This is a genomic window from Pseudomonas sp. KH_046_2 (assembly GCF_057838985.1).
Genome location: NZ_JBYQOW010000002.1, coordinates 155329 through 175765, shown reverse-complemented (window position 1 = coordinate 175765; position 20437 = coordinate 155329). Strand labels below are relative to the sequence as shown.

Annotated in this window: 26 protein-coding genes; 2 read left to right on the top strand and 24 right to left on the bottom strand. The window is 53.7% G+C overall.

Annotated elements, in window-relative coordinates; genetic code table 11:
- Positions 1-141 precede the first annotated feature (141 nt).
- From nicB to AC3IX1_RS29610, 18 genes are all read right to left on the bottom strand, one after another.
- Positions 142-1098 (bottom strand): 6-hydroxy-3-succinoylpyridine 3-monooxygenase, encoded by a 957-nt coding sequence (nicB, locus tag AC3IX1_RS29695; RefSeq protein WP_102599621.1) that lies wholly within the window; start codon positions 1096-1098, stop codon positions 142-144.
- Positions 1099-1347: 249 nt separating this feature from the next.
- Positions 1348-1773 (bottom strand): hypothetical protein, encoded by a 426-nt coding sequence (locus tag AC3IX1_RS29690; protein ID WP_102599620.1) that lies wholly within the window; start codon positions 1771-1773, stop codon positions 1348-1350.
- Between the two features lie 117 nt (positions 1774-1890).
- A complete protein-coding gene (gene lepB / locus AC3IX1_RS29685; RefSeq protein ID WP_102599619.1) occupies positions 1891-2832 on the bottom strand; it encodes a signal peptidase I in 942 nt (313 codons plus the stop codon).
- Positions 2833-3091: 259 nt separating this feature from the next.
- A complete protein-coding gene (locus AC3IX1_RS29680; protein ID WP_102599617.1) occupies positions 3092-3823 on the bottom strand; it encodes a hypothetical protein in 732 nt (243 codons plus the stop codon).
- 9 nt (positions 3824-3832) lie between these two features.
- Positions 3833-4072, bottom strand: coding sequence for a hypothetical protein (locus AC3IX1_RS29675; RefSeq protein ID WP_102599616.1), 240 nt, complete (start codon positions 4070-4072; stop codon positions 3833-3835).
- 128 nt (positions 4073-4200) lie between these two features.
- Entirely contained in the window at positions 4201-4449 is a 249-nt protein-coding gene (locus tag AC3IX1_RS29670) for a hypothetical protein (RefSeq protein WP_102599615.1), read from the bottom strand.
- Positions 4450-4515: 66 nt separating this feature from the next.
- On the bottom strand, positions 4516-4773 hold the full coding sequence (locus AC3IX1_RS29665) for a hypothetical protein (RefSeq protein ID WP_102599614.1): 258 nt from the start codon (positions 4771-4773) through the stop codon (positions 4516-4518).
- A gap of 31 nt (positions 4774-4804) precedes the next feature.
- A complete protein-coding gene (locus AC3IX1_RS29660; protein ID WP_102599613.1) occupies positions 4805-5272 on the bottom strand; it encodes a hypothetical protein in 468 nt (155 codons plus the stop codon).
- A gap of 252 nt (positions 5273-5524) precedes the next feature.
- Positions 5525-5683, bottom strand: coding sequence for a hypothetical protein (locus tag AC3IX1_RS29655; RefSeq protein WP_173678028.1), 159 nt, complete (start codon positions 5681-5683; stop codon positions 5525-5527).
- A complete protein-coding gene (locus AC3IX1_RS29650) occupies positions 5676-5948 on the bottom strand; it encodes a hypothetical protein (protein WP_102599612.1) in 273 nt (90 codons plus the stop codon). Before AC3IX1_RS29650 ends, AC3IX1_RS29655 begins: the two co-directional genes overlap by 8 nt.
- Positions 5949-6101: 153 nt before the next feature.
- The gene (locus tag AC3IX1_RS29645) at positions 6102-6425 is read right to left on the bottom strand and encodes a hypothetical protein (protein ID WP_102599611.1); all 324 of its coding nucleotides are present in this window, start codon (positions 6423-6425) and stop codon (positions 6102-6104) included.
- A gap of 120 nt (positions 6426-6545) precedes the next feature.
- Positions 6546-6710, bottom strand: coding sequence for a hypothetical protein (locus tag AC3IX1_RS29640; protein ID WP_173678027.1), 165 nt, complete (start codon positions 6708-6710; stop codon positions 6546-6548).
- 169 nt (positions 6711-6879) lie between these two features.
- Positions 6880-8358, bottom strand: a complete 1479-nt coding sequence (locus AC3IX1_RS29635) for a DNA cytosine methyltransferase (protein ID WP_102599610.1) — start codon at positions 8356-8358, stop codon at positions 6880-6882.
- A 270-nt stretch (positions 8359-8628) separates the two neighbouring features.
- Positions 8629-9306, bottom strand: coding sequence for a hypothetical protein (locus tag AC3IX1_RS29630; protein WP_102599609.1), 678 nt, complete (start codon positions 9304-9306; stop codon positions 8629-8631).
- Positions 9307-9375: 69 nt separating this feature from the next.
- The gene (gene rdgC, locus AC3IX1_RS29625) at positions 9376-10281 is read right to left on the bottom strand and encodes a recombination-associated protein RdgC (protein ID WP_102599608.1); all 906 of its coding nucleotides are present in this window, start codon (positions 10279-10281) and stop codon (positions 9376-9378) included.
- A gap of 116 nt (positions 10282-10397) precedes the next feature.
- Complete coding sequence (locus AC3IX1_RS29620; RefSeq protein ID WP_102599607.1) at positions 10398-11480, bottom strand: hypothetical protein; 1083 nt, start codon at positions 11478-11480, stop codon at positions 10398-10400.
- A 19-nt stretch (positions 11481-11499) separates the two neighbouring features.
- The gene (locus AC3IX1_RS29615; RefSeq protein ID WP_102599606.1) at positions 11500-11844 is read right to left on the bottom strand and encodes an Arc family DNA-binding protein; all 345 of its coding nucleotides are present in this window, start codon (positions 11842-11844) and stop codon (positions 11500-11502) included.
- Positions 11845-11896: 52 nt separating this feature from the next.
- A complete protein-coding gene (locus AC3IX1_RS29610; RefSeq protein ID WP_102599605.1) occupies positions 11897-12301 on the bottom strand; it encodes a TraR/DksA family transcriptional regulator in 405 nt (134 codons plus the stop codon).
- Positions 12302-12602: 301 nt separating this feature from the next.
- Between AC3IX1_RS29610 and AC3IX1_RS29605 the strand changes: the two genes are divergently transcribed.
- Both AC3IX1_RS29605 and AC3IX1_RS29600 read left to right on the top strand, forming a co-directional pair.
- The gene (locus tag AC3IX1_RS29605) at positions 12603-14156 is read left to right on the top strand and encodes a hypothetical protein (protein WP_489388897.1); all 1554 of its coding nucleotides are present in this window, start codon (positions 12603-12605) and stop codon (positions 14154-14156) included.
- Positions 14157-14317: 161 nt separating this feature from the next.
- A complete protein-coding gene (locus AC3IX1_RS29600) occupies positions 14318-14839 on the top strand; it encodes a TniB family NTP-binding protein (protein ID WP_489388896.1) in 522 nt (173 codons plus the stop codon).
- A 62-nt stretch (positions 14840-14901) separates the two neighbouring features.
- Here AC3IX1_RS29600 and AC3IX1_RS29595 read toward each other — a convergent pair whose 3' ends face one another.
- From AC3IX1_RS29595 to ltrA, 6 genes are all read right to left on the bottom strand, one after another.
- The gene (locus AC3IX1_RS29595) at positions 14902-15429 is read right to left on the bottom strand and encodes a hypothetical protein (RefSeq protein ID WP_489388895.1); all 528 of its coding nucleotides are present in this window, start codon (positions 15427-15429) and stop codon (positions 14902-14904) included.
- A gap of 69 nt (positions 15430-15498) precedes the next feature.
- On the bottom strand, positions 15499-16368 hold the full coding sequence (locus AC3IX1_RS29590; RefSeq protein ID WP_489388894.1) for a SprT family zinc-dependent metalloprotease: 870 nt from the start codon (positions 16366-16368) through the stop codon (positions 15499-15501).
- A gap of 2 nt (positions 16369-16370) precedes the next feature.
- Entirely contained in the window at positions 16371-17381 is a 1011-nt protein-coding gene (gene yejK / locus AC3IX1_RS29585; RefSeq protein WP_102599603.1) for a nucleoid-associated protein YejK, read from the bottom strand.
- 469 nt (positions 17382-17850) lie between these two features.
- Complete coding sequence (locus tag AC3IX1_RS29580; protein WP_102599601.1) at positions 17851-18078, bottom strand: hypothetical protein; 228 nt, start codon at positions 18076-18078, stop codon at positions 17851-17853.
- Positions 18079-18184: 106 nt separating this feature from the next.
- Entirely contained in the window at positions 18185-18496 is a 312-nt protein-coding gene (locus AC3IX1_RS29575) for a hypothetical protein (protein WP_102599600.1), read from the bottom strand.
- Between the two features lie 188 nt (positions 18497-18684).
- Entirely contained in the window at positions 18685-19977 is a 1293-nt protein-coding gene (ltrA, locus tag AC3IX1_RS29570) for a group II intron reverse transcriptase/maturase (protein WP_102616888.1), read from the bottom strand.
- Between the last annotated feature and the right edge of the window lie 460 nt (positions 19978-20437).

Below are 20437 nucleotides of genomic sequence, written 5' to 3'. Positions count from 1 at the left end.
TCTCGGCATGACCCCTCTGACGCCCGGTTGAGGCATACTTAACCTGGACGGATGCAGCGGGCTTTCGTGGGTTTTGGGTTCCATTGCCCCCCGTTTACGAGAGCCGTTTCGGCGAAGCCCCAACACGCACAGCGGTCATAATCAGCTTCCGTTCTGCTCATCCGGTGCCTGTGCATGTTGCGCAATGTAGTTCCGAATGTACTCCAGTATGCGATTCGCACCCTCGACAGACTCAGCGAGCTCAATCGGTCGCTTGCCATCCAGATAAGGATTGGGCTGCTCCATCCATTTGAATGCTGCCGCCTTGCTCCCACGCACCGGAATAGCTAAATCCAGGATCTCTTGCAGCAGTTCAGGTTGCCCGTACCAAGATTCCGGTTTGATGGTCGGCTTCCTACTCTGGATGACGCGGGGCAACTGGCAAGCTGCGAGTTCGCTTGCGTTGACATACTCCCGCTTCCAATGCGCGAGCTTCACGAGATCAGTGTTCGGCGGGCGTGTGTGATCAGTGGTTGGCACAACCACGCCGATCAGCACATTGGTATGGACTCTGATCATTTCTAGCGCCGGTGCAATGTCCGTGTCGTTAGTGACAATGACAGCATGGTCGATCTGCCCGGTGATCGCGTCGTGGTAGGCCTGCAGGGCCAGGTTCACGTCACTCTGTTTCTCCTCGACCTTCCAGGCTTGGATTTCCTGGCATTCGCGGGGCGCCCTGTCGGGATGCTCGGCGTCGACGATCTTCACCTTCATTTTGTTGACAGCGTAGTAGCCTTCGATCAGCTCGATTCGACCGTCATGCAGCTTGCGCAACGCGGTGTGATAACGCGCCTGAGACGATACAGAGTCGGGAGCTCGGGCAACGGATTCGATGATTTTCGCGGTGAAGAACTTGATCGAGGGGGAGGTAAGAAGGGTCGATTGCCGGATACGGCCATCGCCATCCTTGACTAGCGCGGATGGCAGGATGTGTTTTTCGAAGAGGGGCAGCAGATCCAGCCACTTGTGGGGAGTGCCACGCAAGCAGCCGTAGTAGAAGTTGTATCCGTCGATGTAGATTCGAGTGCGCAGAGGCTCTAGCTCAGGCGTTCCCTGCATTTCTCGTACTCCAGAAACGAAAAAACCGGCTAGCGCCGGCTTTTTCCCCCTCCAACCAGATGGTCAAGCCACGCCGGTCATGAGGGTTAGTTGTTGCGCGAAGTATCGCGCAATGGCGGTCGTAATGCAAGGGAACACAAGGGGATGCAAGGTGATTTGGCATTAACAGGCTTAAGCGCATTTTCTGTTCCGTTGCTCCCCAACCCCCTTGATTGCGAGCATGGCGGTTTTCGATGCAAGCCGCTACAGCTACGGCAGGTCAGAAAACCTTAGCGTACGATTTTTTCCGAATTCTGCACGCTCCCCTACCGGGTGAAAATCTGCGCCCATGTCCCGCTGAAGGTCAGCATTTATCGCGTTGCACATTTCACCGGCGGTGGTCTCAGCCAATGCCATCGCGGATATCGCGTCGAAACACACACCCTTCACGGTCACTTCAGTACCTGCTGCACCGTCTTCAAGACCAACGACAACATGCGCGGTCAGCGGCGTGCCTTGGCCAACGACCAGGTCAGTGATAACGGCCGAGCGATTCATCTCCTCGATCATAACCATGACCTCATCTCGCACGGAGCCAGCCGGAAAGTCACCAACACCACCCAGCAAACAGCCACGGGTATCTACCGGTGCGGATGCGACTTTTGCGTACAGCAATGCCAAATTATGAAAGCTCATGTTCATTCTCCTGATAGGTGGATGCAAGGCTCTTGCGTAAGCCTTGCTTCAGGTAATGAGATTCATGGGTACATAATTGAACGTCTTCCATCATTCACCTTCCTTGATGCACGTCTGTCAGTTTGAGAGCCGCTGCAACTTAAAACCCAATTTACCCATCGAGACCGAGTACAGTGCGCGACCAATGATGTCGTTTCTTGGTACAAACCCCCAATAACGACTATCGAGGCTGTTTCCACGATTATCGCCAAGTACAAAAAAAGAGTCGTTAGGAACTAAGCACTTCAAGCCCTCAGCATTCCGGTCACAACCCGGTATATCGGGAAAATCAGAACCTCTGCCAAGTTCCTGGGCCTGTGAGTCATGTAATATTTTGAATCGGTATCCCGCCAACTCTTCAGTCATTGCCTCACTTAGTTTGGCCTGCCCTGAACGCTCATCGATATACTCATAGTGCTCAGTGCTTTCTTCCAACACTTTCACATTATTCACGTAAAGGTCCCCTGCCCTATATTCAATCAGGTCACCAGGAATCCCAATTACTCGCTTAATGTAGGGCTTGCTTCTGTCCAAGGGAAAGCGGAACACAAGTACATCGGCACGTCGCGGCGAGGTAACGTCCAGAAGCAACTTGTTAGATAACGGAATTCGAAGCCCATAAGTGATCTTGTCGACCAACACAAAATTACCAACGGCAAGATTTGGACGCATCGAAGAAGAAGGCACAACGTAGGCCTCTGCAATGAACGATCTAATCACAAGCAACAGCAAGGCAACCGGCACAAGCTCTACTGCAAATCCGATGACACCGACGGTAAGACGGCTCTTGCTGCGGGCTTTCCGAATGCGCTCGGCCATCCAAAATGGGGCTCCGACTGCTGCACACAGTAAAAGGACGATGTGCATCTCGACGAAGGTGCAAAGCAGGAAATAGGGCCCCAGGACAGCAGCGATGCATCCCAAGGTATACGCCCACTGAGGACCGCCAGCTGCAATGGTTTTACGACACAGAACAGGGGCGACGGCAGTGAGACCAAGCCCTGAAAGAAAAAGGCTCACAGGAATTTACCCGAACGCCTTGCATGAAGGTATTTCCCCATTAATAGCAGAAATATAACGAGCGAAACTAACCCGCCCCCCCACCCGGCGTAAACAATATAGACGCCTACTCGATTAATCCAGCCATCAACAATACCGCCTGGAACAGATTGCAGCCCAGACCCAATACACCACATCAAGGCCGACAACACCCAGCCATTTAAGAGGACCTGCACGTTGTATCTAACCCCCTTTATCGGGGTAGGACCTGTAAGCATATTCACTCCGAAAGTACGACTGTCCAACCAAACCGATCAATATTGAGCTGCCATCCTGAGAATGCGTTGATAAGTAGCCCCTCGTCTACCGAAGCGCTCTTGCAGTCAAACTCGTAGCAGTAAAAATTAGATATCTTTTCTACATCCGCGCGAAACGATTCCCAGAACGCTTCATATTCCGGACTATCCGCATCGGGCTCGCAATATTCATATTGCAAGGGGAATGGGTGAAGTGCGTAGAGTGCAAGTTTAAACTGTTTATTAACGCGTTCGGTAATCGAGGTAAAAAACCTGTGGCTTATGCCAAGATGATTATAATCGGTTCTTACCTCCAACCGATTGAGTACAAGTATTCCTCCGCTAGAAACCACACCGAACAAATCTTCAACGCACGTCTTGGATAAGTCGTTGACAACCTTATTGAGTGACTCACTCAGGAGCTCGCATGATTCAGAAACCCCCATCCCTCGCCCGGTGCCTCTCGAAAGAACAGTCGCATCCAAAACAGCGACAGGAACAGCGTCCCCAGGCCTGCAAAGCAATGCAGAAAGCGCCCGGCCTTCGCAGGCAGATCCACTGTTGAAGACGTCTTCAGACAAGCAGAAGCGAGCCGTAAGCCCTTCTCCGACCGGGACTGACTGAACGGCACTATGAAGCAAAGGGATTCCGTTAAAAAACCCGCTTTCATCACGGTCTCTGCGCATAAAACCAGGCAGCGCTTGCGGGGTCGCCATGTAGGTTCCTCAACTCAAGCCCGAACCAGCACGACGAGGATCAACCGCCTTGGCACCGCGGCGATAGAAGCGCTTAAGCACTTGGCAATACACGATCGCCACCAACAGCAACAAAATGCTCGGCACCACAGCAAGCAGACCGATGTAACCGATCTTGAACCATACGAACACAAACGCAGCCAATGCCAACGCGGCCGATGGCTGGCCGATTAGCCACAACGTACGATTTGCCCAATACAAAAGCTTCATCGAATGTTCCTCATAGGTTTTTGATGCACAACACGTACGCCCAGGATTCTGACGCTGGCGTTCATCACTTTAGGATCGAAGGGCTCCAACCGACCGGCAAGCCCCCCCCTGGCAGGCCGAACTGTTTATCAGGCTGCGACCATGATCGAGTAAATGCAGTACGCCAATGCGAAGGAACCGAGCCCGCCGCACAGCCACAGCTGAAGGGTTGTATCCCGGATCTCGCGGGTTACGAAGCCCTGGAGAAGAGCAGCCTGTGCTTCACGCGCTGTGTTTTTCACAGTGAAAAGGGCCTTGCGACGCTTGAAAGCAATCGAAAAGATAATCGCGAGCACAACAACGGTAATGCGAGCAACAATGTCAATGGTAAGGGTCATAGCGCAGTCCTTGAGTAACATGTGGGTTATTGATTCGTATCACGTACGCATAACTTACTTGCGCGGTTACGGTGACGTTCGATCCATATTGTCGATGCTCACCGAGTCATTCATCTGCTTGATCGCTGACAACATGGGATCGGTCGGCGCAGCCTCCTCCCCGTCGCAATGAGGTCGCCGCTCACCGGGCTTGATCAGGCAATACCGGCCGACCACCTTGACGTCCTGGCCGGCGAACTGTGGTGCAGCTTTTGGTAGCGGCAAAAGAAAACCCGCACCGACAGCCAATGCACTGACGGACAACGTGGCCAGACCCGCAATCAAGCGGGAATTCAGCAGGCGGGAAGTCCCGGCTCTAAGCAAGCTCCACCCCCGTCGCGAGCACCGTCATAATAACTGCCAGGTTGGGGTTGATCACGCCCTTTGCCGCCAGCCCTTTGATTTGCCCCGAAAGAAACTGAACGAAAAACCGATGCGAGGCGTCGACAGCATCATCAGCACTGCTGTGGCCAGCGACCAGAGTGCGTTGCTCATTTGCGGCGGCTGCCGATGACACCACGGCAGTCATCAGATCCGCAAACGTCGTTTCACCTGTCTTTGTGAGCTTCTGAATGCTCAACTGCGAAACGATTTCAGCGGGGAGGTGCACGGTGGATACCCCACTGTCGTACGCGCCGTCGTACACTCGAACGCCCCCATCCTCCAGGGCAACCACCGTGAAAAAACGGCCGAGCTGGTGATGAGGTTCACCAGGTTGCATTTCGAGGATCGGAGGGTTGGACACCTCGTACCCCTCCCCGACTACAAGATCAGTCATGCTCATGAATTTCTCCTGAATGAAACCGCGGCACAGCGCCGGAGGTATTCTAATAATACATAACACGTAGGTATATTTAACAGAATTTTTTTCGATACAAGCGGTAGCTTGGCGGTATTCGACGTCATGCGGCATGGGGCGCCCACCCTCTCCCCCATGCTGCGACAGATTTCCCGAGCACAAAAAAACCCACCAGCACTGAAAGTGATGGTGGGTCAGATGAAGCGTTTGCTTAAAGCTGCTCTTTAGGTAGAGCTTTTATTTTGTTTGTATCTGCTCGATGTTACGGCGAGCACCACGCTGAACGCGCTGGAACTCATTCCTGACAGCGTTAATTGCTCCAACAAGTGGTGCAAAAAATAAACGTGGTGCTTGCTTTGCCGCACTTACGAACTCGGATCCAAACGTATTATTCATTCGCCAACTCCTTCAGAGCACGATAAATGCCCAGGGCAAGGTATATGAGAAACAACAGTCCGTCTGTAACGGTTAGAGCGACCTCAAGGAAAGTAAGAACTCCAATCGTCACAGAGCTCACACCAATCGATTCTAGGTAATGAACCAGAAACGAGAGCCCGACAGCCGGAAGGCCGATAATGATAAAAATGATAGAGCCGACAAAGCAGTGTGCAGCAAAGTGAGCGATGGGGCTCCACCAAGGTTGGTTTACGGTTTTTGACATAGTTACTCCTGAAAGGACCTGATCGGTCGTTGAGTGAATGCATAGGCCATACTTGCGCGTAGTCCTAGCGATTGGAGATGCTTAACGCGGTCGTGTAATTTCAGACAAAAAAAAGCCAGACCGAAGCCTGGCTGCATTACATTTCGAACCGAATCACTTCGGACGTGGGTGACGAACTCGCCCAGGGGTGAATTGCCCAGAAAAAGAGAACCCCTTTTCTCGAACCAGCTCACGCACCTTGATCTTGTTCGGTGTCGAGCCGTTCTCCTTGTGTAAAGCGACATGTTCCGCTTCAACTTTCAGCAGAAATTCAATGTCTTTCTGGCTCAACTCAAGTTTTGTCTCGAGTTTCTTGCGATCCGAAAACCGCTTTCCGATTAACGCCGCACATACCGCGGCCGTCACGGTGCTGAATACAGCTGCACCAGCCTGAATCAAAGCGGATTGCACTGCCGGGTCATTGAGGGCCAATGCCATGTTCATTCTCCTGAAAGTTGTACTTGCTCAGGGAGATGTTCGACGCGGGACTGTATTCTGCCACCGAATGAACAGATACAAAAAACCCGCCAGAAGGCGGGTTTAGGTGGCTGCAAAATTTTATTGCTTCGCGGAGGGAGCCAGCGGTGCCTGGCCAACGGATTCATCTTCAACCCGACGGAACTCAGCCTTGATTGCCTTGGCAGCCCCCATCAACGGTACAAAATAGAGCCGTGGAGCTACTTTTGCAGCGCTCATGAATTCAGAAAAAAATGTCGTTTTCATAGAAGTAACTCCTTTGTTACCTGAAACCGAAAATCTCATTCATGTATAGCAAACCCAGTCGTAACCGGCAAGCGAATCCCCCACAGGTCATCATGTGGCGATAAAAAAACCCGATGCGCAGTGCGCACCGGGTTGGGTATTGCTTTTACCGTCATGACGGCATGTTGGATTAGTGAAAAAGGGCCATAGTCCCTGTTTGGGCAACAACTGGTTCAGGAGTTTCTACAACAAATGCTGGCTCAGGAACAGTGCGGCGTTTTTGGAATTTCAGAATGTTACTGCGAGACCTCATCAAAAAACTGCCGATTTCTTCACCAACAGAATCAAATTGGTCGTAGCAAACGGATTGCCCTGCAATTTCATGCCCGGTTGTTTCTGATACACCCTCAAGCATAACTTGAGGAATACCTTTGATCCTTGCATGTTCAGCTTTTGTAAAAAGCCGACTTAGAGCCGGATTTATTGGATGAATTAGGAACGGTTCTGTTGAACGACCCTTTTTATAGCCTTTTCCAAGTACACCGCAGCCGTCTTCGGAGCCGGTCAAAAGTTGCCGACCAAATCCTTTACCAGCAGCCTTGTCACGCGCCTCCTTTTCTGCCAAGTAGTCGTACGATTTCCAACTATCATCTTCAAGGGCTACATGGTCAAGAATATCGTTGATGCACGATTCCCGGACCTTGTTTACTTTGAGGTTGTCAAACGAAAAGGTGTCGCCTAGTCCCTGGGTAATTGCGACTACCACCATGCGTTTACGTCGCTCAAGCGACCCGAAGTCCCATCCATCCAAGACTGTTTCGTGTACGTCGTAGCCCAAATGCTTGAATACGCTGCGAATCGCAGACATTGAAGCGGTGTTAGCATATTCGCCAACATTTTCTATGATCGCTATTGCCGGGTTAGTTGCACGAAGCCAATTAAGATAATCAATGTACAAAGCGCCTGCTTCATCATGATCTTCTGCAAACTCAAGCGAGTTCTTAGAGCGACCGCTCTTACTAGCCCCAGCACATGGAATACCCCCGATTAATATCGATGCTTGCGGCGTTGTATCACTTAAGTGCACATCTCGTATATCTGAGCATATGGCAATTGAGTCATTTGTCCAGATTTGAGGGTTGTTACGAAGCGAGGCGTCGAGGTACTCGCTTTCAAGCTCAACACCGACTTGAACGAACGAGCCAACGCCCGATCGCAGCATGCCTGAGTGAATTGCACGGTCAAGCACGCCGCCACCGTGAAAAAGGCTTACAACATCAAGCTTCTCGCCACGATCAAGCTTTTCCTTGATGCGCTTGAGTCGTTCGCGGATCTTGGTTTGGATCTGAAGTGCCGTAATGACGATACGGCCGCGGCGCAATGCAATCCGCACCTTGTCGTCTTCTGCAAACACTTCACGGATTTGCTCACTACGTATTTCGATCAGCGGGTGAACTACCCCGTTGCGTTCCCGCTTTGAAACGGTGACGTGCTTACCAGAAAAATCAAAAGGCACTTCGATCAGCTCCAGCCGCTTGGCAGCAACATCAGCTTTGATTGAGTATTTCTTCCCGATCTGGACACCGCCATGGTGCAATTTTTGGCCTTCCATCCAGACACGCGGTAGACCTTTCGATTCACCTATTTTCGCGTTGATAATTGTCGTCATGGTATTGCTCCTATTTGACGACACAGTTCCCCTGACGGGGTCTGTGCCCAGTCGGGGGAAAAGAGATTTGGTTTGCTTCGTGCCTGGGAATGCTGAACAGGAGCTGATACTTTCTCCGGACGAAAAAAAGCCCCCGGCATGCGGAGGCTTGATTCAACGATTGATGTGAGTGGGGGCTACCCCTGGCCGTTGTAAGCGCGGTTGGAACGTCTAGTTACACCGAAGACCACAACTCACCAGGGAGTCACCCCATATCTGAATCAACATTTCCTACTGGCTCCTGGCCAGGCTGTAGCTCTCCTTCGCCCGCGCTAATTCAGCTCTTTGCGAGTCCAGGAGTGCTCTCAATTCTTCTGCATGCATTAATAAAAACGGACTGGAATGGAAGGAGTCAGGCACAAAATAGCCAGTGCCCTTTAAATTTTTGCGTACATCTGCGTACCAGGGAGTCAGTTTTTCATGGCCATTTTCACTCGTCGGGTCCTGGTACATTGGTAGCGTTCCGGCCGTGTCGAGAGAAAGCATTTCCCTGCACTCTCGCCCTTCGTAGCTGAAGCAGCCGATCTTGGCAGTTCCATCGATTACAGCCGAACGAAATAGAGCTGCGTCGTTGGAATAAACGAGCATGCAAACCCCGATTGGTACCATCGCGAGGCCAGTTATTAATCCACGACCCGTAACGGCCAATAGAATGCCAATACCGATGACGAATGCCGCAAACACTTGCGGCAAACATTGCCCGAAATAGTGCTCGTTCGTATAGCTGAGCCAAGAGGCAGATCGAAGATCTTCGTACGACACCGGCACCTCGCGATCTAACTCAATGCTTGAATAAGCACAGAGGCCAAGGTAAGCCAAATAGGCGGTAAAGAACGCTACCTCCGCCCATTTGGTCCACCGCGACTGGTTGGGTGGCGGCATCGTTTTTTCAGTTTTTGCATTGGGCATATAAACTCCTCAACAGGGTTCAGATCTGACTGGCATCAACCACCGAAGGGCCTGTCAGGCCCCTTGCGGTTATTCTTCCCCGCCCAATGCGTCGAAGAGCTCCGGTAAGAATTCCTTAAAGGTGAGCATCATCAGGGTGAAGCTGGCGTCCAGTTGGCCAAGGGCGTCTTCGCCCCCATCGGCCGCCGCCTGATCCTCCAAAAGGTCTTCGAAACGCAGACGTTTGATGATCATTTTGTCGTCGAGCACAAACGACAGCTTGTCTTGCCACGCCAACGACAGCTGCGTTGCAACCTTACCAATGCCCAAGTGGGTCGCGATCTCTTCCGTTGTCAGGTCCTGGCGCTTGCAACGCACAATGCCGCCATCTTCGTGGGTGTCCCGCAGTTCGCATTCGTCCAGGACGAAGAAGCCCTCGGCGGCTTTCTGCGTTTTCAACCATTCGGTCATCGTTGCGCTCGGCGAAACCTTCACAGTGAGCGGTCGAACTGGCAGCGACCCCATGACCTCGCGTAGCGTCGACAGCAAGTCTTCAGCTCGCTTCGGGCTCGCGCCGTTCACCAGGATCAACCCGAGCTTGGGTGCGATCGCTGCGAAGGTGGAGCTGCGGCGAACAAATGCTCGAGGCAGGAACGCTTGAATGATTTCATCTTTGATCTGATCACGTTCTTTCTTGTAGACCTTGCGACTCTGCTCGGTCTCGATTTCTTCGATCTTTTCCTTCACGGCATCGCGGACAACAGAGCCCGGTAAAATGCGCTCTTCTTTGCGGGTGGCCAGCAGGAGAAATTCACCGCTTTGATGGAGCAAGGGTGCATCTTCGCCTTTGCCGAATGGGGCAATGAACCCGTACGTTTGCACCTCCTGGCTAGCACACGCCCGAGCAGGCTTGCTCTTGAGCGCCAATTCCAACGCCGCGGCATCGAATGGAATGTCCTGGGTCAGTCGGTACACCAAAAGATTTCTGAACCACATATCGATTTTTCTCCAGTGAGGAACGCCATACCGACCTCAAGAAGAGGTCGGATGGAAATTGAATTTTGGTTTTAACGCAGAAGCTGAACTGGAGGGCGCCAACGGGCTCACCCTTTCTAACCCGCTTTGCTGGCCGGCGAGGGAATCAAATTGCCTGCCTCGATCTCTGAATGGGCGTCAGGCTTTTGTACATGGGCCCACCAGCCGCCCCACTGTGCACAGCTCACAGCTTTAGCCAGCCCCAATTGCCCTTCGCTGACACTGAAACCACCCGCTGCCGCATCCCTGCGCACCAGGACAAGATCGGCTTCGACGCCCGGCTGCCCACCCCAGTTCCAGTAATGACCCGGGCGATCAGGGAGCGACCGGGTCCAGACGTGCGTGCTCAGAGCCACTGGGGCCATTTGGGGGGGCATCTGGTCCGTGCCTATGGGTAAGTCGCCATCTACCTCATTGGCCGCCTTGATGGCTTTGGCGTGGCCAATACAGACTTGAGTCGGACTGCCGCGCTGATCCAGGTTCTCGTGACACATGAACTTCTGGCTGCCGCACGCGCTATACACGGCGTCCTCGGTGGTCACAGGCGACTGATTGGCGTGTGTGCCGTGCCGGTAGACGCACCCAGAGCAGGTTCCCCGAGGATCAATCCCCGCTGCCAGAATCGAACCGGACATCGCACCGGCCAGCGTGGGCAGGTTGATGTCCTCAGCGACATGGGGATGCAGCCCGCCCTCGGTGATGAGCAGGCCGACTGCGCCAACTCGGCAATTTTCTATCACGGCATTGGCGCACCCGATCACCTGGGAAAGCAGCCTGATTGCATCACCGAGCCCCGCCGAATTGGCGTAGCGTGAAAGCAGCCCTTCCCGTTCATGGGTAGAGGCCTGCACAACCTTGAGCAAAAACTCGGCCTCGACAGATGTCAGCTCGTAAGCGAGGGCGGCCGCCGGCGCCACGAAGTCGAAGGGAATGGCAGGAAGGGGCCACTTGGACATCGCATCGTCGACCTCGACATCGAGCTCGAATCCACCCAGCGGGTCGCCCATGCCCAGGCGGACCATCGGCACATTGGCATGTCCAGTGCGCAGTGCCTGCTCGCGCAGCCAAAAGTAACGCTGTGCCGCGGCGAGATAGGCTGCTCCTTGGTCAGCCTGAGAACTGACGTAAATGGCGCTTACGGGTTGTGGTTGCATGCCCATACCGGCCTCCTGATGGCAGTTATCCGCGAGCAGCAATTTTCAGTTGGGCTCCGGGAGCCCGAGCTTCAAGCTCTTCACAGCGCCGAGTGACTTGTTCAAGCGCCCGCTTGAGCAAGCTAACGGTAGGCTGGTCTTGCAACTGTTCCAACCGGGCCTCGAGCTCTTTGCAGCGATTGCTCAGTTGGTCCATCAGGTCCACGTTCAGAATGCCCGTAGCGTCTTCGAGCAACGTGCGCTCCATGCGCTTGATGATTTCACTGTTCATGGAGCGATGATTCTTGGCTGCTACTTCGTTAATCTGGTCACGCATACCGTCAGGCAAACGAACCACAAATTTATCGGCATCGCGGGAGGAAGTGGACATGGATTACCCTCAGAGTTTTGGGCCGAAGGGTGGCCCGAATAGAGTTTAAAGATCAGGCTGCCCGCTGATGCCGGGCTTGGTTTTCGCGCCGCTGCTTCGCTTCGACTGTCAGCAACGAACGAGGGTTGGACAGCAGACGGGCGAGGCCGATTTTTTCACCCGTGTCAGCGCACCAGCCGTACTCATCGGCGTCGATCGCATCAAGAGCCGACTTGATGTCACGCAGGTTTTGATTCTCGCGGTCGATACCGCCGAGCAGTGCTTGTCGTTCCTGCTCGTTGAGTGCGACATCCACCTCGTCGGCGGCTTTTTCAAGACCAGCCATGTCCCCGCGCAATGTTTCGATCCGCGCAATCGCATCGCGACGCTGGGACAGCAACAGGTCACGGAAAAAAGAGGTCTGCTCAGGCCCCATGTACTGGTCATCAGGTTGATCGATCAATTGTTGCGGCGTCATCTGTGCGGGCCCTCGTAAAGTCGTTAACTGAACCTGCGCCCGGTCAGGGCAGCAGCAGTTCAGCCAGGATTGAACACGGATCGATAATACTGGCGGAGTCACATCATAGCAATAATAAATTATGCGTACGTGTTACGTTTTCAGAATGATGTGCCTCGACCCTATAGCCAGCGGCGGCGCCCACAACCTTCCACCGAGCGACGAACGGCAGCGCTTACGAACAGTATCCAGTGTGGCGGTTCTCAATCACACCCGGTTAGGCTAAGCGGGGGATCACCACATTCATCGGAGAGCTACAGGCATGACCTTGAAGAAAATGACGGCGCTGATGATCGAGGCCGGGCTATTACAGCTGGAGCATCGAGCGAGATCCGATGCATCGGTGGCGCCATGGCGTGATGCCCTGCTCCACTTGAAGTCTGGCGATGTTGAGTCAGCGTCTGAGATTGCGGCCAGGGCATACGGCAGCGGTGCCAGCCTCGAAGTCCGGCGCGAAGTGATCGACACAATTTCCATGGTTGCGGTTGAGAAAGGTGAACATGGCCACTGGTATGAATCGCTGCTACTGCTCGCTGCCGAAGGTGGGCTCAGCCATTGCGCTTACGACGTCGGGAACCTGATCAGCCAACGGGCTTCGACACTTGCCGAGCATGTCCTCGCCCACCGCTACTACACCCAGGCAGCAAAGAACTCTACCGATCCTGCAACCAAGGCCTCTGCCCTGGTCAACTCTTGCGACCCCATTCGTGACGGGCTGCTCACCGGCGAGCCCGACTGGGAAAAGGCTGTTGAAATTTACGAACAGGCAGCTGAGTTGAACCTAGCCGTTGGCATGTTCAACGCCGGCAATGTTTCCTGCTGGCTCAAGGACAATGGCCAGTATGCATTCGCTGCCCGTGCCGTGAAGTGGTTCACTCGGCTGATCCAGGCCGTCGATGAAGGCAGGCCGTTCGTAGATATCGGTGGTTACTCCGAAATCCTGCCGGTATATCGAAGCGCCAAAAGCCGGCTGGCTGAGCTGCATGCAATGAATCAAGTCGAAGTGGTGGACGTGGATTTAATACTGTCCGCAGCCCTGGACGATCCAGACCCGCGGCGTCGAGCATGGTTGCGAAACCGTGGCTACGATCACCGGCTTCGAAGTACCCCCGTCCAGGCCAAACCAGCCGCATGGGAGAACTGGTTGTCTGTACTGTCCATCATGGGTTGGGAACTTGACAGCACACCAGTCGAGTTGAATCTAGGGCCGGACACTGGTGACTCAAGGCTTCTCAGTTTCAAGCGTACCTCAGGCGCCCCCCTAGCCTTGGCCGTAGTTGACCTGGATGAGCTTGAGAGCAATGGCGGTGTTTACAGACTTGCCGAACTTGCCAATGACATTCAGGAAACTCATGCAGGCCCCTGTCTAGCCATTGGAGCGAAGGGTCTTTTCGTCCAAGTTAACGCGGCCGACAGTTACAACTCCTACTCAGTGCTCGTATCGACCGACGCCGACAAGATTTCCTTAATCCCGATCTGGCCCGGCGCCACACCAGATGCTGTAGCCAAGCTGGTCGAGGGTGACGCGCCGCTGTACACCGAAGAGAATGCTGACCTTGGCAACACCATCCCGATACTGATCAATGCGCTCGGCGCCGGTGAGTCGCTTAGCGGTGACAGCTTCCCCGTTGCGATCTATGTCAATGTCGGAGGGGTCATCAACAGCCCTGTGTTCTCGGTAGAGCAAGGGCTGAGCCTGAGCCATCACCTCATCCAACCTCTGAAAGCCGAAGCCATAGCGGAGGAACTTGCCGGCGTGAAGGCTCACTTCGCAGATTTGGAAGCGAGAAGGCAGCGGTTTCTTGGCAATCCGTAGCACCGTACACCTTCACCATACGCACCCCATTATCCTTTACCTTGAAGTGCGAGTGCAGTCGACAGATTCATGCCGGCTGTCGCAGGGGCGACGCATTGTTTTAAGGTCTGCTAGTTTTACAGAACAGGAATAATGAGCATTTCCTAACTGGGGCTTTTTATATGGAACAAGTATCCATAGGCGATCTAGATCAATTATTACTTGGTCATAAGGTAGGAGATATAAAAACTGACCCGCTCGAGCGAGAGAGGCTATCTGGGCGCGGGTATCTATTTGTTAGTGATGATGAAGCAATGAGGGATTCTGCAATAAGTCGCCTCAGAAAAATTATTGCAGTTCGGTATCTTGATTTCAATGTGGAACCTCAGGGAAAGAAAATCTCAGAGATGTGCTTAAACGCTTTTGGAACCTCATATCATTCACAAAAGGAATATGGATTTGATGTTTCAACACTGGCAAGGAAAAATTTTGAAGGTATCGGCTTAATCGTTGATAATTTTCAGGATATAGGCTTACTTTCGGCTCGAGATGTGAAACTTTCACTCGCATTTTTAAGATCACTTGGACGGCATCCCTACGACATACCTGTCATAGGAATTGGTTCAAAAGAATCATTAGACCTAATTAAGCAAGATGCTCAGCTGAAATACAATTGGGCAGCATACGCCCTTGTCAAAGACTGAATTCAAATCCAAGAAGGCAAAAAAAGACCCCGTCGCAGTGCGATGAGGTCTGGGGTAACGCGTTAGCCAATCGCCGGCAATGACAGTCCGTGCGTAACGCTTCGGACGTCGAGGTAGAGCGATGAAACACTTTTGTAGTGTTGCGGATAGCAATCGGCGAAACAGGTCAATGCAGCACCTGGGCTTCCACCGCCAGTTCGAAACAAGCGGAGCTGACCGGAGTCAACTGATCGATACACGATGACGAAAGCTGCGTCCTCCGGATAAGAGTTAAACGCATAGTCTTCAGACACGCCCGTAAGCCCCATCATCTCGACGACCCACTGCATGGTGCTCGATTTCGCTTGTAGTTCAGCAGCAGCTTCTTTGCTGTCCAACGCAAATGAAGTGGCTGAAAAGTCACCGATCATGTAGGCATGGGCCTGCTTTTCAAAATCACGCAAGAACAAATGCGCGAGGTCGCCAAACTTGAGCACCAGCCTGGCTTTCTCAAGATCCAGCTCCCGGTAAAACGGAGGAGCCTTCCAATCGTCGGCAACGCCGGTCACTTGGGTTTCGAGAGATGTTTGTACTTGAGTAATTGCATTCATTTGTGTGCTCCCCTGAGCGTTATGATCGTACTCGGGGATGTCGGACATCGTGCTGTAATCGGCGACTGGTCAGGCCCTGCCAGCCCTGACCTTTCGCACAATCACGCCTCGCTGCTCGAAGGCTGTGGCCACCCTCTGCTGCCGCTCGATTTGGCGATCGCCAAAGATTATTGCATGCGTTACTCCGCCCGGGAGAGTGCCTGGGTTTGGGTGCCGAGCCACCGCGGCAGCCGAAACCTTCAAGGCCTTCCCCAACTTCTGAAGCTTTGCACCGGACGTCATCAGCGGATCTGCCACCAGCGCGAGGACCTGGTGATCTATGATCATCGAGGCGATTTGAAGGATGTGCGCTTCACTCAGAGGCGCATCGGCTGTGCTGACAAAGAGTTTCGGGATGACGTTGACGTTGGCATCGACTGGCGTCTCTTCTTTTTTAAAAATTAGCGGTTTGCTACAGGCCCTGCACCTGTATCCGTATCCTCTCAATATTTTGTTGTGCTTCGTCTTTGTAAGGGGATGCTCTCTGCAACCACAGGTGTATATGAAAGCCCGCTTCGCAGCGCTCGACGTATCCATTTGATGACAGCGTGCTGGCTGTAAATTGTAGACGTCGATCATTACTGCCTTCCACTCGGAACCATGGGGCTTGATTCTTTTTCCCCACAGATTCATAGAGATGTAATGAGCTACTTCGTGCGGACAAATTTGGTCAAGGTACTCCTTCAAGTTTTCTCGCACCAAAACCCGGTTGAATCGGAAGTATCCGATGTGCTTCCCGGTATCAGGACACTCGTCGTAGCAATAGTACCCACCGACTCTCCCCGTCAGGTCAAACTTGACGGGAATTTCCGGGAACGTTTTGCCAAAATGTGCGGAGGCCAAATGCAGGCACTCAGTCACCCGCACCTTGATCGCCTTGAATTCGTCAACGGGCGCCATGCTCAGGCCTCTGTTGCCCGCTTGAGTTGCTCCAGCAACTGCGTCGGGAGACTACGAATCAGCAAAGTGCCGTTCTGTTCGTCAAACTCAAGCTTGTTCCCCAGCAGGTGCTGCTCGAAGCTGATGGACAACCCTTCTGCCCGCCCGGTAAAGCGCCTGAATTTGTTCAAGACCTTTTTGTCAGCGGGGAACTCCTCGCTCAGGCCATAATCCTGGGTACGCAAGTGCTCAATGAACGCTTGTGGTCTGTCTTCATCGAGCAGCTCCGACAGTTCAGTCAGGCCGACGGCCTGACCCATTTTGGCTTGGCTGCTGGCGTACTGGACCAGTGTCTGGGTCTTTTCACGAGCGGACTCTTCAGGAAGATCCTCGGTCTCGACGAAGTCGCTGAAGGCTTTCAAGAGCGTTCGCGTTTCTCCCGCGGAATCGACGCCCTCTTGGCAGCCGATGAAGTCGCGGAAGTACTCACTGACTCTGCGTCCCTGCTTTGCCTTCAAAAAAGACACATATTGTTTGGATGCGGGGTTACTTTGCCATTCCGAGATATTCACTCGGGCCGCCAGGTGGACATGGCCAAAGTCCAGATGCGGTGCCGCCACCACATTCATCTCTTGGTCCAGGCTCACGCCGGTGCTCTGGTGCAGCAGCGCGATCGCAAGGTAATCGGTCAGCCCTTGTTGGTAGTGCACGAACATCGCGTGCCCGCCGACGGACAAGTTCGATTCTTCCATCAGCTTGGTGAGGTGCTCCACCGAATCCCGGCTGAACTGCATGAAGTCGGTCTTCCCATCAAAATAGGCCTTCAGCCAGCCGCTGAAGGGATGTGCGCCCGATTCAGCATGGAAAAGGCCCCACCCCTTCGACTGCTTGCCGTTGTAGGCGTCATTGAAGTCGCTCAACAAATTCTCGAGGACGTCCGTTTGCGGCAGCTCAGTGTCACGTAGATGCAGAATTGCGGGGTTTCCATCTGGCTTTTTGTCGATCGTGTGGATGACGCAGCTTTTTAAGGGCATACCGATTCTCGCGGGCTCATGGGATGAGCCGATATTACACTTACGCGTTAAGAATCTAAATGGCATTTCACGGCAAAAAAAAAGACCCCTGCCGATTGGCTGAGGTCTGTGGTGTCGCGTGTAGAACAGGGCTGAGTGCCGATGACTATCGTGGCACCCATGTTATGGCGGCCAAAATGATCCGGTCGTAGCGTTTGTTCAATTGAATGAGCCGGCTGCTTGTTACGTTGTCATCAGAGCAAGCCCTGACCACCATGCGCTCATGACGTGACAATGCACGGCGCAGCCGTTGACCTTTTTCGCCTCGCCAAACAGCAAGGGGCATCGCGCCAGCGCTGGCGGGTATCGAGGTGAGGCTTCCCATTATGCAATCCATCCTGAAGTTGCGTTTACGTGTCGTCAGGTGATGGCCAGCAGGCACTTGTAAATCGTTCCGGGCCGTAGGGCGCACTTCCTGCACGTTGCTAAATCAGTTCCATCCAAGGGACAAGGTATGTGCCACCCACTCCCAGTACCCACTGAGCGTGTATTCTTGAGCAACTGCTTCACGCCAATCAGAACGCGTGTAGTCCGGATGTTCGCCGCCTCCGTCAGGATTGTATTTTTCATCGAGTTGAGAGGGTGTCAATTCGTCATCCGCAGAGACCTGGGTAGAGTTGCACTGCTCGGCGTTGATTGTCGGTTGTGTGGTGTTCATTGGGATAACTCTCCAGAAGGGGTAGAACTTGCTTATGGAGATGACCAACAGTGAGTGTGAATTGCAGGCATAAAAAACCCCGGAGGTACCGGGGGTGATGAAGCAGTTACACAAGAGGCCAGTGACCTGGGTAATTGATAGAGGGTGTATCAATGTCCGCAGGGTACTTCGGCTCATTGACCCCGAAGCCGACCAGCAAGATTTCGAGCAACTCAGCATCGCCAGCTGGCAACGCTTGCCATTTACCACGAATGCTATTCGCCTGACTGAACTCGTCCCATAGCCGTTCGAGGTCGAGTTCAAACGCCATGTAGCCTCCACCGGCGAGTACAGCACGCATTCTGCGGACATCCTCTGGGTAAATCAGCTTTGGTGTGTGGTATTGAAGGAACTGCATTGGTTGGGCGGCGTTATCCATGGAACTCTCCGGAAGGTTTGATCTGGTACCAAGGGAATGGCTAACACAGAACAGGAAACAGCAGCGACTGCTGTCGATTGACCTTCTGCAAATCGCAGCCATCGGCATAGGGGACGGCCTTCATAGGCCGCTCCCCTGCCACACCACCCGGCATGCGGGTCCGCACCGGGCGGTTCGAGAGATTGAGGTTATGAGAGGCGCGCCAATCCCAGCCTGTCGAACCACGCAATATTCAGCACACGATTCAACTCAAAACGGCTATTACGCCACCAGCGATGAGAGTTACTGGCCACCCTCTGCGCCACCTGCTGGCTCGCCCCCAGTGTCCGCAGCTCTCGATAGATCGTAGGGCCACGCTTCCACTGCCTGAGCTGGATCGCTCTCAGTCGATGTCGTATCCATTCGTCCAGCTTGCGCCAGACTGCCGGTGTTTGCGACAACGTGAAGTAGGCTTTCCAGCCCAAAAGATAAGGCCGAAGATTATCTGCGACCTGTTGCAAGCTACGCCCGCAGGAGCGCCGGGTAAGCCAGCGGATACGCTGCTTGAACTGTTTCTGCGCCTTATAAGAGACCGCGCGCTTGACTTCACTTCGGGCTGACCACAACTCATAGCCCAGAAACTTGCGACCAAACGCGCTCGTCACTGCACTCTTGCTCTCGTTGACGCTCAAGTGCAGCTTTTCGTACAGCCGCCTCAGCAGGGCCATTACCCGCTGCCCCGCCTTCTGACTGCGCACATACACGTTCGCATCGTCGGCATAGCGCACGAAACAATGGCCTCGGCGTTCAAGCTCCCGATCCACTTCGTCCAGCAGCACGTTCGCCAACAACGGCGACAGTGGGCCGCCTTGCGGCGCCCCGCAGCGGCTTTTCTCGACCACGCCATTGATCAGCGTTCCCGCATCCAGATAGGCGCGAATCAGCCGGATAACCGCCTGATCCGTAATCCGTTTGCGCAAACGATCCATCAAGATTTCGTGATCGACCCGGTCGAAGAACTTCTCCAGATCAACATCCACCACCACTTTACGTCCTGAAGAGACATAGCGCTGAGCCGCTAAAACGGCGTCCTGCGCACAGCGTCCCGGACGGAAGCCGTAGCTGTGTTCACTGAAGGTCGGATCGAGTAATGGCTGCAAGGCTTGCAGCAACGCTTGTTGGATCAAACGGTCGGTGACCGTTGGGATACCCAACTCGCGTTGACCGCCGTCAGGTTTGGGAATGACCACACGCCGTACCGGACTGGGCCGGTAGACTCCTGAAAGAAGCTGTTCACGAATCCCCGCCCATTGGGTCAGCAGGTACTCGGCCGTCTGATCAATATCCAGACCGTCGACTCCCGCTGCACCTTTGTTGGCCTTGACCCGTTTCCACGCCCGTTTCAGGTTTTCTCTCGCAAAGGCCCGTTCCAGCAGCCCTTGTCCTGCGTTATCGGGTTCATTTTGCGGGCGATTGACCTCGTCGCTGACAGGATTTCTCACGGTTTCACCGCTCGTTATCTCCGTCCGCCCCGCGTTTGGCAGGCATCTGACTTCCGGTCTTTCGCATCAACATGGCCTATGACGCTTTCTCTCGTTCGGCCCTTCGTCAAAAAAAAAAGACTACTACGGCCTCTGCTGACTTCTCGCTCCGACTCGCGCCGTCGCCCTTTCAGGCACAAGGCGAGATCTCCCCAGGTAAGAACGCAATCCTTCACCGCACAACCGCCGGATTTACGCTGCCTGACCCTTGACCACAAGAGCTTCGCGGTTTTATGCCCGCTCGCCCTGGTCGGCTTCGCCTTGTATCCGGTTCTTGTACATCGGCTCGCGGTTTCGATTCACGCTTCCTCCCCACACTCGGTCGCCCTCATGCAGTTGCGCTTCACTTCGTTCGCTGTGGTCAGCTTACGGCGGGACTTTCACCCACAAGATTGCGCCCATGCTGGGCGCACATAAAAAA